18 protein-coding genes and 1 other RNA gene are annotated in these 18,114 nt (G+C 70.2%); 10 read left to right on the top strand and 9 right to left on the bottom strand.

Features of this window, described 5'->3' with window-relative positions; genetic code table 11:
- Positions 1-61: 61 nt before the first annotated feature.
- Entirely contained in the window at positions 62-934 is an 873-nt protein-coding gene (gene htpX / locus AC1DJH_RS20615; protein WP_435486285.1) for a protease HtpX, read from the top strand.
- Positions 935-1,028: 94 nt separating this feature from the next.
- Here htpX and AC1DJH_RS20610 read toward each other — a convergent pair whose 3' ends face one another.
- From AC1DJH_RS20610 to tehA, 6 genes are all read right to left on the bottom strand, one after another.
- Complete coding sequence (locus tag AC1DJH_RS20610) at positions 1,029-2,111, bottom strand: ProQ/FinO family protein (protein ID WP_478186969.1); 1,083 nt, start codon at positions 2,109-2,111, stop codon at positions 1,029-1,031.
- A gap of 63 nt (positions 2,112-2,174) precedes the next feature.
- Complete coding sequence (locus AC1DJH_RS20605) at positions 2,175-2,798, bottom strand: flavin reductase family protein (RefSeq protein ID WP_478186968.1); 624 nt, start codon at positions 2,796-2,798, stop codon at positions 2,175-2,177.
- Positions 2,799-2,807: 9 nt separating this feature from the next.
- Positions 2,808-3,365, bottom strand: a complete 558-nt coding sequence (locus tag AC1DJH_RS20600) for a VUT family protein (protein WP_435438004.1) — start codon at positions 3,363-3,365, stop codon at positions 2,808-2,810.
- A complete protein-coding gene (locus AC1DJH_RS20595; RefSeq protein ID WP_478186967.1) occupies positions 3,365-5,044 on the bottom strand; it encodes an NAD(P)/FAD-dependent oxidoreductase in 1,680 nt (559 codons plus the stop codon). Before AC1DJH_RS20595 ends, AC1DJH_RS20600 begins: the two co-directional genes overlap by 1 nt.
- Before the next feature lie 100 nt (positions 5,045-5,144).
- Positions 5,145-6,065, bottom strand: a complete 921-nt coding sequence (gene cysK / locus AC1DJH_RS20590; RefSeq protein WP_478186966.1) for a cysteine synthase A — start codon at positions 6,063-6,065, stop codon at positions 5,145-5,147.
- Positions 6,066-6,138: 73 nt separating this feature from the next.
- Positions 6,139-7,104, bottom strand: coding sequence for a dicarboxylate transporter/tellurite-resistance protein TehA (gene tehA / locus AC1DJH_RS20585; RefSeq protein ID WP_478186965.1), 966 nt, complete (start codon positions 7,102-7,104; stop codon positions 6,139-6,141).
- Positions 7,105-7,219: 115 nt separating this feature from the next.
- Here tehA and AC1DJH_RS20580 point away from each other — a divergent pair, with 115 nt between their 5' ends.
- Positions 7,220-8,233 (top strand): AraC family transcriptional regulator, encoded by a 1,014-nt coding sequence (locus tag AC1DJH_RS20580; protein WP_478186964.1) that lies wholly within the window; start codon positions 7,220-7,222, stop codon positions 8,231-8,233.
- On the opposite strand, the gene msrB is transcribed toward AC1DJH_RS20580, so the two are convergent.
- Positions 8,185-8,706 (bottom strand): peptide-methionine (R)-S-oxide reductase MsrB, encoded by a 522-nt coding sequence (gene msrB, locus AC1DJH_RS20575; protein WP_478186963.1) that lies wholly within the window; start codon positions 8,704-8,706, stop codon positions 8,185-8,187. The genes AC1DJH_RS20580 and msrB overlap by 49 nt on opposite strands.
- A gap of 108 nt (positions 8,707-8,814) precedes the next feature.
- Positions 8,815-9,711: a DMT family transporter gene (locus AC1DJH_RS20570; RefSeq protein ID WP_478186962.1), complete on the bottom strand. Its 897-nt coding sequence runs from the start codon at positions 9,709-9,711 to the stop codon at positions 8,815-8,817.
- A gap of 115 nt (positions 9,712-9,826) precedes the next feature.
- On the opposite strand from AC1DJH_RS20570, the gene AC1DJH_RS20565 reads away from it, so the two are divergent.
- Positions 9,827-10,621 (top strand): AraC family transcriptional regulator, encoded by a 795-nt coding sequence (locus tag AC1DJH_RS20565; RefSeq protein WP_478186961.1) that lies wholly within the window; start codon positions 9,827-9,829, stop codon positions 10,619-10,621.
- A gap of 46 nt (positions 10,622-10,667) precedes the next feature.
- Positions 10,668-11,025, top strand: an RNA gene (gene rnpB / locus AC1DJH_RS20560) — RNase P RNA component class A.
- Between the two features lie 31 nt (positions 11,026-11,056).
- On the opposite strand, the gene AC1DJH_RS20555 is transcribed toward rnpB, so the two are convergent.
- A complete protein-coding gene (locus AC1DJH_RS20555; protein ID WP_478186960.1) occupies positions 11,057-11,458 on the bottom strand; it encodes a hypothetical protein in 402 nt (133 codons plus the stop codon).
- Between the two features lie 148 nt (positions 11,459-11,606).
- Between AC1DJH_RS20555 and AC1DJH_RS20550 the strand changes: the two genes are divergently transcribed.
- Genes AC1DJH_RS20550 through AC1DJH_RS20525 form a run of 6 tightly spaced genes read left to right on the top strand, consistent with a single transcriptional unit; the run spans position 11,607 to position 18,103 of the window.
- Positions 11,607-12,074: a MarR family winged helix-turn-helix transcriptional regulator gene (locus AC1DJH_RS20550; RefSeq protein ID WP_472125565.1), complete on the top strand. Its 468-nt coding sequence runs from the start codon at positions 11,607-11,609 to the stop codon at positions 12,072-12,074.
- The gene (locus AC1DJH_RS20545; RefSeq protein WP_478186959.1) at positions 12,075-14,216 is read left to right on the top strand and encodes an FUSC family protein; all 2,142 of its coding nucleotides are present in this window, start codon (positions 12,075-12,077) and stop codon (positions 14,214-14,216) included. It abuts the gene before it with no gap.
- Positions 14,213-14,419, top strand: a complete 207-nt coding sequence (locus AC1DJH_RS20540; RefSeq protein ID WP_116910611.1) for a DUF1656 domain-containing protein — start codon at positions 14,213-14,215, stop codon at positions 14,417-14,419. The genes AC1DJH_RS20545 and AC1DJH_RS20540 overlap by 4 nt, the downstream gene beginning before the upstream one ends.
- 14 nt (positions 14,420-14,433) lie before the next feature.
- A complete protein-coding gene (locus AC1DJH_RS20535) occupies positions 14,434-15,390 on the top strand; it encodes an efflux RND transporter periplasmic adaptor subunit (protein ID WP_478186958.1) in 957 nt (318 codons plus the stop codon).
- A complete protein-coding gene (locus tag AC1DJH_RS20530) occupies positions 15,387-16,886 on the top strand; it encodes an efflux transporter outer membrane subunit (protein ID WP_478186957.1) in 1,500 nt (499 codons plus the stop codon). The genes AC1DJH_RS20535 and AC1DJH_RS20530 overlap by 4 nt, the downstream gene beginning before the upstream one ends.
- On the top strand, positions 16,883-18,103 hold the full coding sequence (locus AC1DJH_RS20525) for a multidrug effflux MFS transporter (protein WP_478186956.1): 1,221 nt from the start codon (positions 16,883-16,885) through the stop codon (positions 18,101-18,103). Before AC1DJH_RS20530 ends, AC1DJH_RS20525 begins: the two co-directional genes overlap by 4 nt.
- Positions 18,104-18,114 lie beyond the last annotated feature (11 nt).

Below are 18,114 nucleotides of genomic sequence, written 5' to 3'. Positions count from 1 at the left end.
GGCTTGAAGAGGGCCCAGGGGCCCTTATCTAGGTGGCAAGTTTCCCCACGGAGAATTCAACTTGAAACGTATCCTGCTGTTCGTCCTGACCAATGTGATGGTCGTTGCCGTGCTGGGCGTGGTCGCCAGCCTGCTCGGCGTGAACCGCTTCCTCACGGCCAACGGGCTCAACCTGGGCGCGCTGCTCGGCTTTGCGCTGGTGATGGGTTTCGGCGGCGCGATCATCTCGCTGCTCATCAGCAAGCCCATGGCCAAGTGGACCAGCGGCCTGCGCATGATCGACAACCCCCAGACGCCCGACGAGGCATGGATCGTGGGCACCGTGCGCAAGTTCGCCGACAAGGCCGGCATCGGCATGCCCGAAGTCGGCATCTTCGAGGGCGAGCCCAACGCCTTCGCGACTGGCGCATTCAAGAACTCGTCGCTGGTGGCGGTGTCCACCGGCCTGCTGCAGGGCATGACGCGCGAAGAGGTCGAGGCCGTCATCGGCCACGAGGTGGCCCACATCGCCAATGGCGACATGGTGACCATGACGCTGATCCAGGGCGTGATGAACACCTTCGTGGTGTTCCTGTCGCGCGTGATCGGCTATGCGGTCGACAGCTTCCTGCGCCGCGGCGACGACCGCTCGTCGGGCCCGGGCATCGGCTACTACGTGAGCACCATCGTGCTGGACATCGTGCTCGGCTTCGCCGCCGCGATGGTGGTGGCCTGGTTCTCGCGCCACCGCGAATTCCGCGCCGACGCCGGCGCCGCCGCGCTCATGGGCCAGAAGCAGCCCATGATCAACGCGCTCGCGCGCCTGGGCGGCCTGCCGGCCGGCGAACTGCCGAAGGCGGTGGAGGCCATGGGCATCACCGGCAGCATGGGCAAGCTGTTCGCCACGCACCCGCCGATCGAAGAGCGCATTGCGGCGCTGCAGAACGCGCGCTGAGCCCGCGGGCAGCGGCGAGGCGGCGACGACGACGGCCGCACCATGAAAAAAACCGCCACATCGCTGTGGCGGTTTTTTTTCGTGCGCGGCTTGCTCAGTCTGCGGCGGGCGCTTCGGGCGTGGCGGGTGCGGCAGGTGCTTCGGGGGCTGCGGCAGGCGCTTGCGATACGGCGGGCGTTTCAGCAGCCTCGGCAGCCGCTTGCGCTTCGGGCGCTGCTGCTTGCGCGGTGGGTGCCTGCGTCGCCGCCGGTGCCGCTTCCGGCGCCTTGGCTGCCACAGGCGCTGCACGGTCGGCGCGGGCGCGCTGCAGGGTGCGCGTCACGTCGCCGTGCTTCATGCCGTACATGTCGGCGAACTCCTGCTCGCTGCGGCCGCTGGCCTCGAAGGCGCGCAGCAGCGCTTCGCGCTTGGCCGCCTGCTGGGCGAGTTCGGCCAGGGCTTCGTCGACCACGGCGTTGTTGTTCTCGTCGCGCGAGCGCACCAGCACCGCATAGGCTTCGCGGTCCAGGCCCGAGGCCTCGACCGCCTTGGCGATGCGCGCCACCAGCTGCGGGCGCAGGTCTTCGCCGTTGTTGCGCTGCGAGCGGCGGCGGTGCAGCTCCAGGATGGCGTGGTGCACATGCTCGGGCGCGACCGGGTCGAGCGCGTTGCCGTCGAGGTCGTGGCGCGCCAGGCCGGCGGCCACGCTCTCCAGGTAGCGGGTGGAGCGCGCGTGCTGGCCCATGGCGATCTTCAGGTCTTCGGCCTTGAAGTCTTCCGGGTGGCGCGCAAGCAGCTCTTCGTACACGCCGAGCTTCAGCGGCACGAAGCGCGCGCCGAAGAGCTGCGGGTACAGCTCGAACAGCCGTTCGAGCACCGGGCTGACCTTGCGCGGCGTGCGCTGGGGCTGGGCCTGGCCCTGGCCTTGCGCTGCCTGATTGCGGGGTTGCTGCTGCTGGCGCTGCGGGCGCTGGTTGCCGCCGCCCTGGTTGTTCTGCCGGGGCGGGCGGGACTGGCGGGGTTCACGTGGTTCACGGGGTTCGCGTGGCTGCTGCGGCTGCGCGGGCGATTCCGCGCTGGCGCCCGTGCCCGCATCGGGACCGGCCTGCAGCTGCTTCAGCTGATCGGCCATGTCCAGTTGCTGGCGCCGGGGCGGGCGCGCGTTCGTCTTCGGGGTGGCGGTGGAAGCGTCGGTCATGCGGGGGGCGCGGCGAGGGGCGCGGTGGAATGAAAGAGGAAAGAAATGAAGCCCGGTGCGCGTTCAGCGCGGCCGGAACATCTTGAAGAGATTGTCGGGGCTGACTTCGAAATAGTCCGCCGGTCCGCCGCCGCGCAAGATCGGCTGCGCCGCGGCGGTGTCGTAGATGCCGTTTTTCAGCAGGTGGCGGGCAATGTGCACGCCCACCACTTCACCCAGCACCAGCCAGGTCTGCACGGGCGTGCCGTCCACCCCTTCGAGCTGCAGGATCTGCGTGAGCCGGCACTCGAAGGACACCGGGCTTTCGGCCACGCGCGGCACGGCGATGGTTTGGGAGGCGGCCGTGGTGAGCCCGGCGAGCTCGAACTCGTTCACCTCGGGCGGCACGGCGGCGCACGAGCGGTTCATCTGCTCGGCCAGCGGGCGCGTGGCCAGGTTCCAGCCGAACTCGCGCGTCTGGCGGATGTTGTGCAGGCTGTCCTTGGCGCCGATGCTGGCAAAGCCCACGATCGGCGGCGTGTAGTTGAAGGCGTTGAAGAAGCTGTAGGGCGCGAGGTTGAGCACGCCGTTCGCATCTTGCGACGAGATCCAGCCGATGGGGCGCGGCCCGACCATCGCGTTGAACGGGTCGTGCGGCAGGCCGTGGCCCTTGGCGGGTTCGTAGAAATGAAAGCCGTCGTTCGACATCGTTGGACCTCAATGGCTCAGGGCCGAAGCCCGGGCGGCCTGCCGGCCGATCAGCAGCCGGAACGGCAGCAGCATGAGCACGCCCACGCCCAGCTTCACCCCGAGGTCGCCCAGCGCCCAGGTGAGCCACGGCCCGTCGGTGCCCGCGAAGGCGATGCCCCAGAACACGATGCTGTCGAGCACCGCAGCGATCACCGTGGCCACCAGCGGCGCGCGCCACCAGAGGCCGCGGCGCAGGCGGTCGAACACGCCGATGTCGAGCAGCTGCGAGGCGATGAAGGCCAGCCCCGAGGCCGCCGCGATGCGCGCGGGCGCGAGCAGCAGCGACACGCCCACGGCCACCGCAAAGCCGACCCACGCCACGCGACGCGCCATGCCGGGACCGAAGCGCCGGTTGACGAGATCGCTCACGAGGTAGGCCACCGGGTAGGTGAAGGCGCCCCAGGTCAGCCAGTCGTTGAGGGCGAACTGCACCAGGATGTTGGACGCGAGCACCACCGCGGCCATGGCCAGCGTGGCCGCGGTCAACTGGCCGAAGGTGGGGCGGGCGAAGTGCATGGCCGTCATCAGACGCTTGCGGTGCGTTCGCGCTCGGACGCGGCCAGCACGGCATGCGCCACGGCCTCGGCCACCTTGATGCCGTCCACGCCGGCCGACAGGATGCCGCCCGCGTAGCTCGCGCCTTCGCCGGCGGGGTACAGGCCGCGCACGTTGAGGCTCTGGAAGTCGTCGCCGCGCGTGATGCGGATGGGCGACGAGGTGCGCGTTTCCACACCCGTGAGCACCGCGTCGTGCGTGTCGAAGCCCTTGATCTTGCGCCCGAAGGCGGGGAATGCCTCGCGCATGGCCTCGATGGCGTAGGCGGGCAGGGCCTGGTGCAGGTCGGTGGGCGTCACGCCGGGCTTGTACGACGGCGTCACGCTGCCGAGCGCGGTGGAAGGCTTGCCCGCGACGAAGTCGCCCACCAGCTGGCCGGGCGCGTGGTAGTTGCTGCCGCCGAGCACGTAGGCATTGGATTCGAGTTCGCGCTGCAGCACGATGCCGGCGAGCGCATCGCCCGGTGCATCGGCTTTCCAGCCCGGGAAGTCCTTGGGGTCGATGCCCACCACGATGCCCGCGTTGGCGTTGCGTTCGTTGCGCGAGTACTGGCTCATGCCGTTGGTGACCACGCGGCCCGGCTCGCTGGTGGCCGCGACCACGGTGCCGCCGGGGCACATGCAGAAGCTGTAGACCGAGCGGCCGTTGCTGGCGTGGTGCACCAGCTTGTAGTCGGCCGAGCCCAGCAGCGGGTGGCCCGCATGGCGGCCCCAGCGCGCGCGGTCGATCAGGCCTTGCGGGTGCTCCACGCGAAAGCCGATGGAGAAGGGCTTGGCCTCGATGTGCACGCCGCGCGCATGCAGCATCTCGAAGGTGTCGCGCGAGCTGTGGCCCAGCGCCATCACGACGTGGTCGGCGCGCAGGTCGCTGCGGGTGCCGGTCGTCTGGTCGAGCACGGTGAGGCCACGCAAGCGCTTGCCGTGCGGGCCGTCCTCGATGTGCACGTCCGTCACGCGCTGCTCGAAACGAATTTCGCCGCCCAGCGCCACGATCTGCTCGCGGATGTTCTCCACCACCTTCACCAGCTTGAAGGTGCCGATATGCGGATGCGCGACGTAAAGAATCTCGGGGGGCGCGCCGGCCTTCACGAACTCTTCCATCACCTTGCGGCCGAGGAAGCGCGGGTCCTTGATCTGGCTGTACAGCTTGCCGTCGGAGAAGGTGCCGGCGCCGCCTTCGCCGAACTGCACGTTCGACTCGGGGTTGAGCGTGCTCTTGCGCCACAGGCCCCAGGTGTCGCGGGTGCGCTGGCGCACGGTCTTGCCTCGCTCCAGCACGATGGGCCTGAAACCCATCTTCGCGAGCATCAGCGCCGCGAAGATGCCGCAGGGGCCGAAGCCGATGACCACCGGGCGCGCCGTGCCTTCGGGCGCATCGGCCGGCGGCGTGTAGCGCATGTCGGGCGCGGCCTGGATGTGCGGGTGGCCCGCGTGCTGCGCGAGCAGGCTGGCCTCGAGCTTCGCGTCGGTCAGCTGCACGTCGCAGATGTAGACCGTGAGCAGTTCGACCTTGCGCGCGTCGAAGCTGCGCTTGTAGACGGTGTGCGAGGCGATCGCGTCGGGCGGAACGGCCAGCGTTCTTGCGATCAGGGTGACCAGCGCGTCGGGCGCGTGGTCGAGAGGGAGTTTGAGTTCGGAGATTCTCAGCATGGGGGCGGCGTAGGGCTTGTGGTTATCAAGCAGGCCGCGCATTTTAAGCGCCGCAGGCGCTATGAAAGGGATAGCTGACGGATGGCCCTGTTACCGCCTGTCAGGCCGGCAGGAAGCCTTCGACGGACAGGTAGCGCTCGCCGGTGTCGTAGTTGAAGCCCAGCACCACCGCGTCGGGTGCCAGCGAAGGCAGCTTCTGGGCGATGGCCGCGAGCGTGGCGCCCGACGAGATGCCGACCAGCATGCCTTCTTCCTGCGCGCAGCGGCGGGCCATTTCGCGCGCCGGTTCGGCGTCGACCTGCAGCACGCCGTCGAGCAGCGAGGTGTCGAGGTTCTTCGGAATGAAGCCCGCGCCGATGCCCTGGATCGGGTGCGGCGCCGGCGCGCCGCCGGAGATCACGGGCGAGGCCACGGGCTCCACCGCGAACACCTGCAGCTTCGGCCACTTCTTCTTCAGCACCCGCGCCACGCCGGTGATGTGGCCGCCCGTGCCCACGCCGGTGATGAGCACGTCGATGCCGTCGGGAAAGTCGGCCGCGATTTCCTCGGCCGTGGTGCGCACGTGCACCTCGACGTTGGCCGGGTTGTTGAACTGCTGCGGCATCCACGCGCCCGGCGTGCCGGCCACGATTTCCTCGGCGCGGGCAATGGAGGCCTTCATGCCGCCGGCGCGCGGCGTCAGGTCGAAGCTGGCGCCGTAGGCCAGCATCAGGCGGCGGCGTTCGACCGACATGCTGTCGGGCATCACCAGGATGAGCTTGTAGCCCTTGACGGCCGCCACCATCGCCAGGCCGATGCCGGTGTTGCCCGAGGTGGGCTCCACGATGGTGCCGCCGGGCTTGAGCGCGCCGCTCTTCTCGGCGTCTTCCACCATCGCGAGCGCGATGCGGTCCTTGATCGAGCCGCCGGGGTTGGCGCGCTCGGACTTGATCCACACCCGCTGCTTTGCATTGCCGAACAGGCGGTTGATGCGGATGTGCGGCGTGTTGCCGATGGTCTGGAGGATGTTCTGGGCCTTCATGGGTCGGGTCTCCTGGGATGCAATGCGTTGGTCGGACGGACAGCGCGCATTGTGGGACCAGCCCGCCGCGCTTTCAGCGCGAGGGTGTTGCGGATGGCAACAGGCTGCCCTGCACCAGCAGCGCAAGGGTCTTGGTTACCATCACGCCGATGATCAGGTTGGCCGCTGCGAACAGCAACGGCGCGAGCCATTCGACCGGACCTGTCGCACCGCCGGCGAGCAGGCGCATCGCGAGCGTGGGGAGTGCTGCCACGCCGAAGCTGAAGGCCCAGTAGGACGGCGTGAAGGCTTGCCGGGCGATCCACGGCAGCAGGCGCAGGAGCAGCAGCGCCTGGTACATGCCGTAGCCCAGCAGGATCTGCGCGAACAGGTCGGGCACGCCGCCGTTGATGCCCATGTACGTCACGCCGCCCACCACCGCCGGCGCCAGCTGGATGCCGAGCAGCGGGCGCAGCGCTTCGGGCAGGGGTTCCTGGATGGCGGCGCGGCTCAGGACCAGCGATTCGAGGGCGAACCACGAGAACAGGCCGGCGCCGAAGAACAGCATGCCCAGGTGCGGCCAACCGAAGCTGGCCGCCGCCGTGCCGGCGACGAAGTTCTGCGCCACCGCCGGCAGGTAGAGGGCGGGTGTCACCAGCTCGGGCTTGCGCCCGCCTTGCCACAGCCGGCCGTAGAGCCACAGGCCGAGCGCGAACTGCCCGGCGATGGACAGCGCGAACACCGCCAGCGCCAGCGGCCGCGTGTACGGCAGCAGCGCCATGGCCGCGAGCATGCTGGCCACCGGCACCAGCGCGGCGAACGAGGACTGCACCGGGTGTTGGATCTCGGCGCGCGCATCGCCCGCATGGTGCAGCCACTTGTGCGCGTACAGCGCGAGCAACGCAACCCATGCGGCAAGGCCGCTCCAGGTGATGGCGGTGGCGATGTCCTGCGGCAGATGCCACAGCGGCGCCGCCACGCGCCAGGCGTTGCCCAGCGCCAGCAGGCCGACGGCCATGCTGAAAAAGGACACCGGAACGGGCGTGCGATCTGAGTTCATTCTGTTCACCTCTTGGGAGTAGCTGAATGAACTGTAGGCCTGCATGCCGGGATTTTGAATGCTGCAGAATCTCTTGAAATTGCTCCAGCGTCTCACATCAAAGCCTATGGACCCCTTGAGCGAACTCGTCGGATGGCTGGACCCGCGCGGCCGCATGGACCTGCGCTGCCTGTTCGGCCACGACTGGGCTGCGCCGCACGAACCCGTCGGCCCGTGGCGCGCGCCGTTCCACATCTTGTTGCGGGGGCGCTGCGAACTGTGGCTGCCTGAAAGCGGCACGCTGGTGCCGCTGGAAGAGGGCAGCCTCGTGATCCTGCCCAGGGGCTCGGCGCATGTGCTGCGCACCGCGGGGCGCGAAGCACGCACAGATGCAGATGCCGAAACCGCAGGCTGGGGTACGGGCCGCGCAATCCGGCTGCGGCATGGCGAATTGCTCGACCTGAAGACCAACCTGCGCCAACCGGCCAAGGCCGACACCGACATCCTCTGCGGCGAGTTCGAGTTCCCGGGCCGGCGGCGGAGCGCGCTGCTCGAGGCATTGCCCGAGTGCATGGTGGTCTGCTTTGCGCGGCGCCCGGAGTTGGTGTGGCTCGAAGCGCTGGTGCGGCTGATGGCGCACGAGATCGAGCAGCAGCGCCCAGGCGCGGCGGCCATCGTGGCGGAACTGTCGGGCACGCTGTTCACGCTGGGGGTGCGGGCGTACCTCGAGACGCGGGCCGAGCTGTCGGGCGTGCTCGGCCTCATGGCCAGCACCCGGCTGGCCGCCGGCTTGGAGGCCATGCTGGCGCATCCCGAACATCCATGGACCGTGGCTTTGCTGGCCGAGCGCTGCCATCTGTCGCGCGCGACCTTCGCGCGCGAGTTCGCCCGGCGCACGGGCACCGGCCCGCTGGAGCTGCTGACCATGCTGCGCATGGAACTCGCGTCGCGGCTGCTGGCCCGCGGCGGGCAGGACACCGCCTCCGTGGGCGAAGCGGTCGGCTACCGCTCGGAGGCCGCGTTCAACCGCGCGTTCACACGCCATGCGGGCGTGACGCCGGGCCGCTTTCGGCGCGCGGCTGCGCGCCCCGCGCAGGAGGGTCAGGCCGTTCCGGGTGTGAACTTCATCGCCACGCCGTTCATGCAGTAGCGCAGCCCGGTGGGCTTGGGCCCGTCGTCGAACACATGGCCCAGGTGGCCGCCGCAGCGGCTGCAATGCACCTCCGTGCGGGCCATGCCGAACGAGCGGTCGGTGTGCTCGCCCACGGCCTTGTCCAGCGGCTGCCAGAAGCTGGGCCAGCCGGTCTTGCTGTCGAACTTGGTCTTTGAGGAGAACAGGTCGAGCGCGCAGCCCGCGCAGGCGAAGCGCCCGGCCCGGTGCTCGTCGTTCAGCGGGCTGGTGTAGGGGCGCTCGGTGCCTTCCTGGCGCAGCACCGCGAACTGGTTGGCGTCGAGCAGCTTGCGCCATTCGGCCTCGGTGTGGGTGACCGCGAATTTCTCGTTTTCCGCGGCCTGCGCCGCGCGCGTGCCGACGCCGAACAGGCCGAGGGATTGGGCCACGGCCAGCCCCAGCGTGGAGGCGCCGGCGGCGAGGGCGAAGCGGCGTCCAGTTTTTTGCGTCATGACAGGCCTTCAGTCGGTGGTGGTCGAAGTTTTTTCCAATGCAACTTCTAGTTCGCACCGACGGGGCGCGGGGTTACAGCAGCCCGGCGCTGTCGCCGTTCACCTCGCTCACCCCGCCACCGCCCGGCTGCGCCGCAGCGGCGCCTTCCACAGCTCGGCCAGCAGCACGCCCGCCACCGTCAGCACGCCGCCGACCGCGTGGTACGCCGCCAGAGATTCGCCGATGACCGCAGCGGCGATGAGCGCGGTGAACAGCGGGATCAGGTTGAAGAACATGCTCGCGCGGCTCGGGCCGATCCGCGCCACCGTGTGCATCCACACCAGCGGCGCGATCATCGACGCACCCAGGCCGGCGAACCCGACCAGCGGCAGGTTGGCCGCCGACAGGCCCATCTTCGGCGTGAGCAGGTACAGCGGCAGCAGCGCCATCACCGCGCACACGATCTGCAGGTACAGCAGCTGCAGCGCGGGCACGTTCTTCATGCCCCAGCGCTTGAGCAGGATCACGTAGACGGCGTAGGCCAGCATGGCCAGCAGCATCAGGGCGTCGCCCAGGTTCGCGCCGGTCTTCAGCAGCGTGCCGAGGTCGCCCGACGACACCACCACCGCAACGCCCGCGATCGACACCAGCGAGCCCGCCACCGCGCCCGCCGTGAGCCGCTGGCCCAGCAGCAGGATCGACAGCGCCAGCACCATCATCGGCGTGAGCGAGCCGATGATGCCCATGTGCGTGGCCGTGGTCAGGTAGGCCGCGTAGTAGGCCAGGCTCTGGTAGACCACCATGCCCAGCAGCCCGAGCATCGCGATGCGGCCCAGCTGCGGCCGGATGGCGCCCCAGTTGCGCAGCACCGGGCGCAGCGCCAGCGGCGTGAAGAGCACGGCGGCCAGCAGCCAGCGGTAGAAGCTGATCTCGGCCGGCGCGATGGCGCCCGCGGCCATCTTGCTGACGACGGTGTTGCCCGACCAGATGACGACGGCGAGCAGGGGGAAGGCGTAGGGCCACATGCAGGGAGCTTTCTTTGGGGTACGGCGCTATCATCGGCGCGTCTGTCTCGCGGCATATAGCTGAATCAGGACATATCGTCCGGCGATCCGGACGCTTTCACCGGAGACCGCGCCATTGGCCGATACGCCGCGCTACCTGCAGATTCAGAACGTCGAGGACCAGGAAGGCCCGTTCTATTTCCGCTACGACGAGTTCGACGCCCACACGCTCGCCGTGTCGCACAGCCACACCTGGGGCCACCTGAACTACGCCGCGCACGGCACCCTGCAGATGGAAACCGAGGGCCTGCGCTTTCTGTCGCCGCCGCAGTACGCGGTGTGGATTCCGCCGCACGTGATGCACGGCTGCACCTTGCGCCACGCCATCGTCTACCGTTCGATCTACATCGCGCCCGACCTGTGCGCTCAGCTGCCGGCCGAGGCCTGCATCGTGCGCATCAGCCCGATCATCCGCAGCGTGCTGGCCGACTTCGCCGCGCGCGACGTGCACGTGCCGGCCACGCCCGCCGACCTGCGCCTGGCGCACGTCGTGGTCGACCAGCTGGCCGTGGCCGAGGTGCAGCGCAGCTACCTGCCGGCGGCGGCGTCGCCCGCGCTGGTCACCGTGCTGCAGGCGCTGCAGGCCGAGCCCGGCGACCACCGCTCGCTGGCCGAGTGGGCGCAGCGCGTGCACATGACCGAGCGCACGCTGGCGCGCCAGTGCCAGCGCGAACTGGGCATGTCCTTCGGCGACTGGCGCCAGCGGCTGCGCTTCCTGCGCGCCATCGACGCGCTGGAGGCCGGCCGCACGGTGCAGGAGATTGCCTTCGACCTGGGCTACAGCACCGCGTCGGCCTTCATCGCCATGTTCCAGCGCGAGGCCGGCACCACGCCCGAGCAATACCGGCGCGAGTTCTGCGGCATCGCGTGACTCTCGAAAGGAGGCACTTTCTTCATGAGGCGATAATCCGCCCCGTGAAGCACGCCAGACCGCCGCTGGTGCAAGCCCGCAAGGGGCGACGCCGCAAGGCGCCGTGTCGAAAGACCGCACTGGAGGAACGTCCGGACTGCACAGGACAGCGCAGGAGTTAACGACTCTCCACCGTGAGGTGAGGATCAGAGCAACAGAGACGAGCCGATTCAGTTCGGGTGAAACGGGCAATCTCTGCGCGCAGCAACACCAAGTAGGCCAGTATCGAGGTGGTTCCGCTGAGCTGGCGGGTAGGTGGCATCGAGCCGTTTGGCGACAAACGGCCCAGAGTAATGGCGGTCACGTCGAGGGTTTCGCAAGAGGCCCTCGATGCACAGAATCCGGCTTATCGGCGAGCTTCACACTTTTCTTTTTGGCGACGGCTGCATGCCGTCGTCATGCCTCGCGCGCATCGAGCGCGCCTTGGGGCAGACGATGCGACGCGTAGCAATTGCGCAGCGCGTCGACCCACGCCGATGACACCCCGGCCAGCGCCGTTTCCAGGATCAGGCCGGCGTCGTCCGGCAGGCAGGCCGCGAGGTCGTGGCTGCCGCAGGCACCGAACACCTGCCTGAACACCGGTTCGCGCAACGCAGCCGAGGCCGCTTCGATCTGCTCGCGGGTCTTTGCTGGCTGGCGCTTCAGCGCACGTTGAAGGCCCGCGTGCGCATCGGACCAGTCGGTGTCGAAGGGCGCTTCGTCCCGGGCATCGAGATAGTCGTCGACCGAGAAGCTCGGCGAGGCCATGGCGCCTGCCAGCGTTTGCGCAATGTTGTGCGCGAGTTTTTCCGTTTCCATCGGGCCATTGTCCGGGCCGCATCGACCGGGCTGTGAAGGCTCGCCTGCACGAATCAGTAGTAACCCGTATAATCGGTAGCAGACTAACTAATAGGCAGCTACCGTGATCGAACCCGACACCCTTCCACAGCCGCGTGAACAGGCGCTGATGCGGCTCGGCACGTCGCTCGCGGTGCTGCAGCGAGGCTACCGCGCGGCGGCCGACAAGGCGGTGGCGCACGTCGGCGTCTCGCAGACGCTGGCCTACCCCATCGTGATGCTCGGGCGCATGAACGGCGAGGTGCGCCAGGGCGTGCTGGCCGAGGCGCTGGGCATCGAAGGCCCGTCGCTGGTGCGCTCGGTCGACCAGCTGGTCGAGGCCGGTCTGGTCGAACGTCGCGAAGACCCGGCCGACCGCCGTGCCAAGACCCTGCACCTCACCGAGGCCGGCAAGGCCACCTGCGCGCCCCTCGAGGCCGCCTTGACGTTGATGCGCGCGTCGCTGTTCGACGGCGTGCCCGACGCCGACATTGCCGCCTGCCTGCGCGTGTTCGGCGTGCTCGAGGAGCGCATGGGCGTTCGCACCGTGCAGAACCTGCCCGCGCAGCCTGCGCTTGCCGAGGAAGGCCGCAAGTAGATGGCCACGCTCAGCCTTCCGCGCTTCACCCGCGCGGAGCTTCTCTTTTCCGCCAAGAGCTTCGCCGCCGCCATGCTCGCGATGTACCTTGCCAGCCGTGCCGGCCTGCCGCGCCCGTTCTGGGCGCTCATGACCACCTACGTCGTGGCCCATCCGCTGGCCGGCGCGGTGCGCTCCAAGGCGCTGTACCGCTTCTGCGGCACCCTCATCGGCAGCACCGCGACCGTGCTGCTGGTGCCCGCGCTGTCCAACGCCCCCGAGCTGCTGACGCTGGTGCTCGCGCTGTGGGTCGGCCTGTGCCTGTGCATCTCGCTGTTCGACCGCACGCCGCGTTCGTACGTGTTCATGCTCGCGGGCTACACCGCCGCGCTGATCGGCTTTCCGTCGGTGCAGACGCCGCTCGTGCTGTTCGACACCGCCATGGCGCGGGTGGAAGAAATCGGCCTGGGCATCTTCTGCGCCACGCTGGTCCACAGCCTGGTGTTTCCCGCGGGGCTCGCGCCGACCGTGCTCGGCCTGCTCGACCGCACGCTGGTGGACGCGCGCAAGTGGCTCGGCGACCTGCTGCAGCCCGCGGGCCAGGGCGAGCGCAGCGCAAGCGCCGACCCCCGTCGCCTTGACGACGACCGCCGCCGCCTGGCCGGCGACATCACGCAGTTGCGCCTGCTGTCCACCCACGTGCCCTTCGACACCACGCACCTGCGCTGGACCGCCGGCGCCATTCGCGCGATGCAGGACCGCGTGGCCGCGCTCACGCCCGCGCTCTCCGCCGTCGAAGACCGGCTGCAGGCGCTGGTTCAGGCCGAAGGCGCACTGGCGAGCGACGTGACGGCCGTGCTCGCGCAGGCCTCGCAATGGCTGCGCGAAGAAGCCGAACCTGCCGCCGATGCAGCGGCCCGTGCGGCCCGCGCCGAACGCCTGCAGGCCCTGCGCCGTGCCATCGACGCGCTGAGCGCGAGCGCCACGCCTGACGGCGCGGCGGCAGCGCCCACCCCCTGGGGCCGCGCCCTGCGCATCGGCCTGGCCGGTCGCCTCGAAGAGCTCGTCGACGGCTGGACCGCCTGCGCGCAGTTGCGCCAGGACATCGACGAAGGCCTGAAGGGCGCCGCGCCGCTGCGCCGCACCGCCGCGCTCGGCGCCCGCGTGCTGCACCGCGACTACGGCATGGCGCTGCTGTCGGCGCTGGCCGCCGTCATCGCCATCTGCCTGTGCGGCGCGTTCTGGATCGTCACCGGCTGGCCCATGGGCTCGGCCGCCACCATGATGGCCGCCGTCTTCTGCTGCTTCTTCGCCACCATGGACGACCCGGTGCCGGCCATCCACGGCTTCCTGAAGTGGACGCTGTGGTCGGTGCCCATCTCCGCGGTCTATGTGCTGGTGCTGATGCCCACGGTGCAGGACTTCGGCATGCTGGTGGCCATCTGCGCGCCGCTGTTCCTGCTGCTGGGCCTGTACCTGCCGCGCCCCACGCATTTCATGCCGGCGATGGCGCTGATCTTCGGCGTGTGCGGCACGCTGGCGCTGCACGACACGGCCAGCTCCGACCTGGTGAGCTTCATCAATAGCATGATCGGCCAGATCGTCGGCGTGGTGGTCGCGGCGCGCGTCACCCGCCTGGTGCGTTCGGTGGGTGCCGACTGGAGCGCGCGCCGCATCCAGCGCGCCACCTGGCGCGAGCTGGGCGACATGGCCGCCTCGTCGCAGCCGCAGTACGCGCAAAGCGATGCCTATGCCGTGCGCATGCTCGACCGCATCGGCCTGCTCGCGCCGCGCATCGCGCAGGCGGGCGGCACCGTCGAAGGCGTGGCCGCGAACGACGCGCTGCGCGACCTGCGCATGGGCGCCGACATCGCCGTGCTGCAGCGCGTGCGCGCGCAGTTGCCGATGGCCACTGCCGCTGCGTTGCTGGGCAGCATCTCGCGCTTCTTCCGCCAGCGCGGCGAAGGCGGCACGAACCCGCGCCCGCCCAGCCTGCTGCCGCAGATCGACGACGCACTGAATGCGGTGCTGCAGGCGCGTGACACCGCCGCGCCGGCCGCCTCGCGCGCCGCCGTCACCGCCCTGGTCGGCCTGCGCCGCAACCTCTTTCCCGACGCGCAGCCCCTGCGGGCGAGCGCACCCGTTCAAGGAGCTTCCGCATGATCGGCGAAGCCAGTTTCTACGGCCTGTACCTGCCCTGGATCATGGTGCTGGCCCTCGGCGCGTTCGTGGCCCTGTGGGCCGTGCGCCGCCTGCTCGCGGCCACCGGCGTGTACCGCTGGGTGTGGCACCCCGCGCTGTTCGACATGGCGCTGTACCTGCTGCTGCTCTACGCGCTGAGCCGCGTCACCTCCTACCTTCAATGAATGACGAGATTCCGATGAAAGCCAGTTTCCTCTCCGACAACCCCTGGGCACCGCGCCTGGGCCGCGTGCTCCTGACCGTGGCCATGGTGGCCGCCGCCGTGTGGGCGGGCTTTCGCCTGTGGGACCACTACGAGCTCGCGCCCTGGACGCGCGACGGCCGCGTGCGCGCCAACGTCGTGCAGATCGCGCCCGATGTGTCGGGCCTGGTCACCGCCGTGCCGATCCGCGACAACCAGTCGGTGGCCGCCGGCACGCTGCTGTTCGAGGTGGACCGCGCGCGCTACGACCTGGCCGTGCGCCAGGCGCAGGCCGCGCTGTCCGCGCAGCGCGCCATGGCCGCCCAGGTGCAGCGCGAGAACGCGCGCAACGTGGGCCTGAGCGACCTCATCTCCAAGGAGTCGCGCGAGCAGACCCGCTCGCGCGTCGAGCAGATGCAGGCCGCCGTCGCGCAGGCCGAAGTGGCGCTCGACTCGGCCCGCCTGAACCTGCAGCGCGCCGAAGTGCGCGCGCCCACCGACGGCCTGGTCACCAACCTCGACCTTCGCCAGGGCAGCTACGCCGCGGCGGGCCGCCCGGTGCTGGCGCTGGTCGATGCGCAGTCTTTCTACGTCGAGGGCTATTTCGAGGAAACCAAGCTGCCGCGCATCCACCTCGGCGACCGCGTGCGCGTAACGCCCATGGGCGGCGGCGCGGTGCTCGAAGGCGCGGTCGACAGTGTGGCCGCCGGCATTGCCGACCACGACCGCTCCACCAGCGCCAACCTGCTGCCCAGCGTGAACCCGACCTTCAACTGGGTGCGCCTGGCGCAGCGCATTCCGGTGCGCATCAAGCTCGACCCGCTGCCGCAAGGCGCGCGCCTGGTCTCGGGCCAGACGGTCACCGTGCAGGTGCTGGACAACAAGACCGCGCAGAGCAGGACGGCCGCCGAGCCTGCTGCTGAACCCGCCTCGGCGGCACCGCAGAAGGGATGAACACCATGACGACCCGCTTCGTCTTTCGCATCGCGACGCTGGCCGCCGCAGCCGCGCTCGCGGCCTGCGCTGCGGTCGGCCCCGACTACAAGCAGCCGGCCGAGGCCGTGGCCAGCCAGGGCGCCGCCGGCAAACCCTTCGCGGGCGCCGCCGCAGGCTCGCCCGCCAGCGCCGCGCCGCTGCCCGCGCACTGGTGGCGCCTGTACCACGACCCGCTGCTCGACCGCCTCGTCGAGCAGGCGCTGGCCCACAACACCGACCTGCGCCAGGCCGTGGCCAACCTGGAGCGCGAGCGCGCCATCGACGACGAAGTGGCCGGCGGCAAGTACCCCACCCTCGGCGTGAGCGGCGGGCCGTCGTTCGGCCACCAGTCGGGCATCCAGCTGCTGCAGCGCGGCTACGAGCCGCCGACCACCTTCAACTACAGCCTGGGCGCCTCGCTGTCGTACCAGGTCGACCTGTTCGGCCAGCTGCGCCGCGCCATCGAGGCCTCCGCCGCCAACACCGAGGCCGCCGAAGCCGCGCTCGACCTGGTGCGCGTGAACGTCGCCGCGGGCACCGCGCGTGCCTACGCCGAAGCCTGCTCCACCGGCCTGCGCCTGGAGATCGCGCAGAAGTCCGTCAGCCTGCAGAAAGACGCGGTGAACGTCACCGAGCGCCTGCAGAACGCCGGGCGCGAGGGCGCCATCGACGCGGGCCGCGCACGCGCGCAGCTGCAGTCGCTCAACGCCGCGCTGCCGCCGCTGCAGGCCAGCCGCCAGGCCGCGCTGTACCGCCTGGCCACGCTCACCGGCGCACTGCCGCAGGACTTTCCGCGCGAAGTGGCGAGCTGCACCACGCCGCCGCGCGTGGCCGGCGTGCTGCCCGTGGGCGACGGCGCGCAGTTGCTGCGCCGCCGGCCCGACATCCGCCAGGCCGAGCGCACGCTGGCCGCGTCCACCGCGCGCATCGGCGTGGCCACGGCCGACCTGTACCCGCACGTGTCGATCGGCCTGTCGGCGATGTCGGCCAGCACCGCCGCCGACTTCGGCCGCAAGGACAGCATGAGCTACAGCCTCGGCCCGCTGATCTCGTGGACGATTCCGAACACCGGCGTGGTCCAGTCGCGCATCGCGCAGGCCGAGGCCGGCACCCGCGGCGCGCTTGCCAGGTTCGACGGCACCGTGCTCACGGCGCTGCGAGAGACCGAGACCGCGCTGGGCGCCTACGCCCGCGAGCTCGACCGACGCGCCGCGCTCGAAGCCTCGCGCGACCAGAGCGCCATCGTGGCGCGCCAGGCCCGCCAGCTCTACCAGAACGGCCGCACCGGCTACCTCGACACGCTCGACGCCGAGCGCGCGCTGGCCGCGAGCGAATCCGCGCTGGCCGCCAGCGAGGCGCAGCTGTCCGACGACCAGGTGATGCTTTTCATGGCACTGGGCGGCGGCTGGGAGCCCGACGATACGAACCTTGCGCAAGGCGCCGACCCGGCCCGCGCGCGCACCACCAAGCAATGACCGCCACCGTCACCTCCGCGCCGCAGCGCCGCCCCCACGCGCCGCTGTGGCTGCTGGCGCTGGTCACCTTCAGCGGCACGCTGGCCATGCACATCTTCGTGCCCGCGCTGCCCATTGCCGCGAAGAACCTGGGCGCCGGCATGGGCGCCATGCAGATGACGGTGAGCCTCTACATCTTCGGGCTCGCGGTGGGGCAGCTGGTGTACGGCCCGCTGGCCGACCGCTACGGACGGCGGCCGGTGCTGCTGTTCGGGCTGGGCCTGTATTGCGTGTCGGGGCTGGCCGCGGCCATGGCGCCCGAGGTGCATTCGCTCATCGCCGCGCGGCTGTTCCAGGCCATCGGCGGCTGCGCGGGCCTGGTGCTGGGCCGCAGCATCGTGCGCGACACCGCCGAGCCGCAGGAGGCCACGCGCCGCCTCGCGCTGATGAACCTCATGGTCACCGTCGGCCCCAGCCTCGCGCCGCTCATCGGCGGCGCGCTGGCCACCACGCTGGGCTGGCGCTCGATCTTCTATGCGCTGTTCGGCCTGGGCGTGGTCGGCTTCCTGTTCACCTGGCGCCTGATGCCCGAGACCGGCGCGCCCGGCGCGGCCGTCAATGCGCGTGACCTGGCGCGCAACTACAAAAAGCTGCTCGCCTCGCCGGCGTTCCTGGGCTTTTCCATCGGCGGGGGCTGCGCCACCACGTCGATGTATGCCTTCATCGCATCGGCGCCCTTCATCTTCGTGGACCAGCTGCACCGGCCGGCGCACGAGGCGGGCATCTACCTGGCCATCCTGGTGTCGGGCGTGTGGCTGGGCAGCTTTCTCACCAGCCACCTGATCTCGCGCGTGCGCGTCGACCGGCTCATGGTGCGCTCGAACGCATTGAGCGTGGCCGCGGCCTTCGTGCTGCTGGGCGCGGCGCTCACCGGGCATCTGTCGGTGCCGCTCATCGTCGCCAGCATGTTCCTGTTCACGGTCGGCTGCGGCATGGCTTCGCCGGCCGCGCTGACGCAGGCGATCAGCGTGAACCCGCACGTCATCGGCTCGGCCTCGGGCCTGTACGGCTTCACGCAGATGGCCGTGGGCGCGCTGTGCACCGCGCTGGCCGGCATGGGCCACCGCAACCCGGCGCTGGCCTCGGCCATCGTGCTGGCGGGGGCGGGCATCGTGGCGCAGCTGTCGTTCGCGGTGGCGCTGCTCACGCAAAGGCGCATGGACGCCCTCGGCGCCTGAGGTGCTGACGC

The organism is Variovorax sp. 10N412, from assembly GCF_056394985.1.
Note: the sequence above shows the minus strand (reverse complement) of the source record. Positions and strands in the feature narration are given on the sequence as shown.

Bases quoted from the DNA above. Each gene is read 5' to 3' on its own strand.
- AC1DJH_RS20610 (WP_478186969.1), bottom strand. From the start codon at position 2,111: ATGACCGACGCTTCCACCGCCACCCCGAAGACGAACGCGCGCCCGCCC.
- AC1DJH_RS20605 (WP_478186968.1), bottom strand. From the start codon at position 2,798: ATGTCGAACGACGGCTTTCATTTCTACGAACCCGCCAAGGGCCACGGC.
- AC1DJH_RS20600 (WP_435438004.1), bottom strand. From the start codon at position 3,365: ATGACGGCCATGCACTTCGCCCGCCCCACCTTCGGCCAGTTGACCGCG.
- AC1DJH_RS20595 (WP_478186967.1), bottom strand. From the start codon at position 5,044: ATGCTGAGAATCTCCGAACTCAAACTCCCTCTCGACCACGCGCCCGAC.
- cysK (WP_478186966.1), bottom strand. From the start codon at position 6,065: ATGAAGGCCCAGAACATCCTCCAGACCATCGGCAACACGCCGCACATC.
- tehA (WP_478186965.1), bottom strand. From the start codon at position 7,104: ATGAACTCAGATCGCACGCCCGTTCCGGTGTCCTTTTTCAGCATGGCC.
- msrB (WP_478186963.1), bottom strand. From the start codon at position 8,706: ATGACGCAAAAAACTGGACGCCGCTTCGCCCTCGCCGCCGGCGCCTCC.
- AC1DJH_RS20570 (WP_478186962.1), bottom strand. From the start codon at position 9,711: ATGTGGCCCTACGCCTTCCCCCTGCTCGCCGTCGTCATCTGGTCGGGC.
- AC1DJH_RS20555 (WP_478186960.1), bottom strand. From the start codon at position 11,458: ATGGAAACGGAAAAACTCGCGCACAACATTGCGCAAACGCTGGCAGGC.
- AC1DJH_RS20550 (WP_472125565.1), top strand. From the start codon at position 11,607: ATGCGGCTCGGCACGTCGCTCGCGGTGCTGCAGCGAGGCTACCGCGCG.
- AC1DJH_RS20545 (WP_478186959.1), top strand. From the start codon at position 12,075: ATGGCCACGCTCAGCCTTCCGCGCTTCACCCGCGCGGAGCTTCTCTTT.
- AC1DJH_RS20540 (WP_116910611.1), top strand. From the start codon at position 14,213: ATGATCGGCGAAGCCAGTTTCTACGGCCTGTACCTGCCCTGGATCATG.
- AC1DJH_RS20535 (WP_478186958.1), top strand. From the start codon at position 14,434: ATGAAAGCCAGTTTCCTCTCCGACAACCCCTGGGCACCGCGCCTGGGC.
- AC1DJH_RS20530 (WP_478186957.1), top strand. From the start codon at position 15,387: ATGAACACCATGACGACCCGCTTCGTCTTTCGCATCGCGACGCTGGCC.
- AC1DJH_RS20525 (WP_478186956.1), top strand. From the start codon at position 16,883: ATGACCGCCACCGTCACCTCCGCGCCGCAGCGCCGCCCCCACGCGCCG.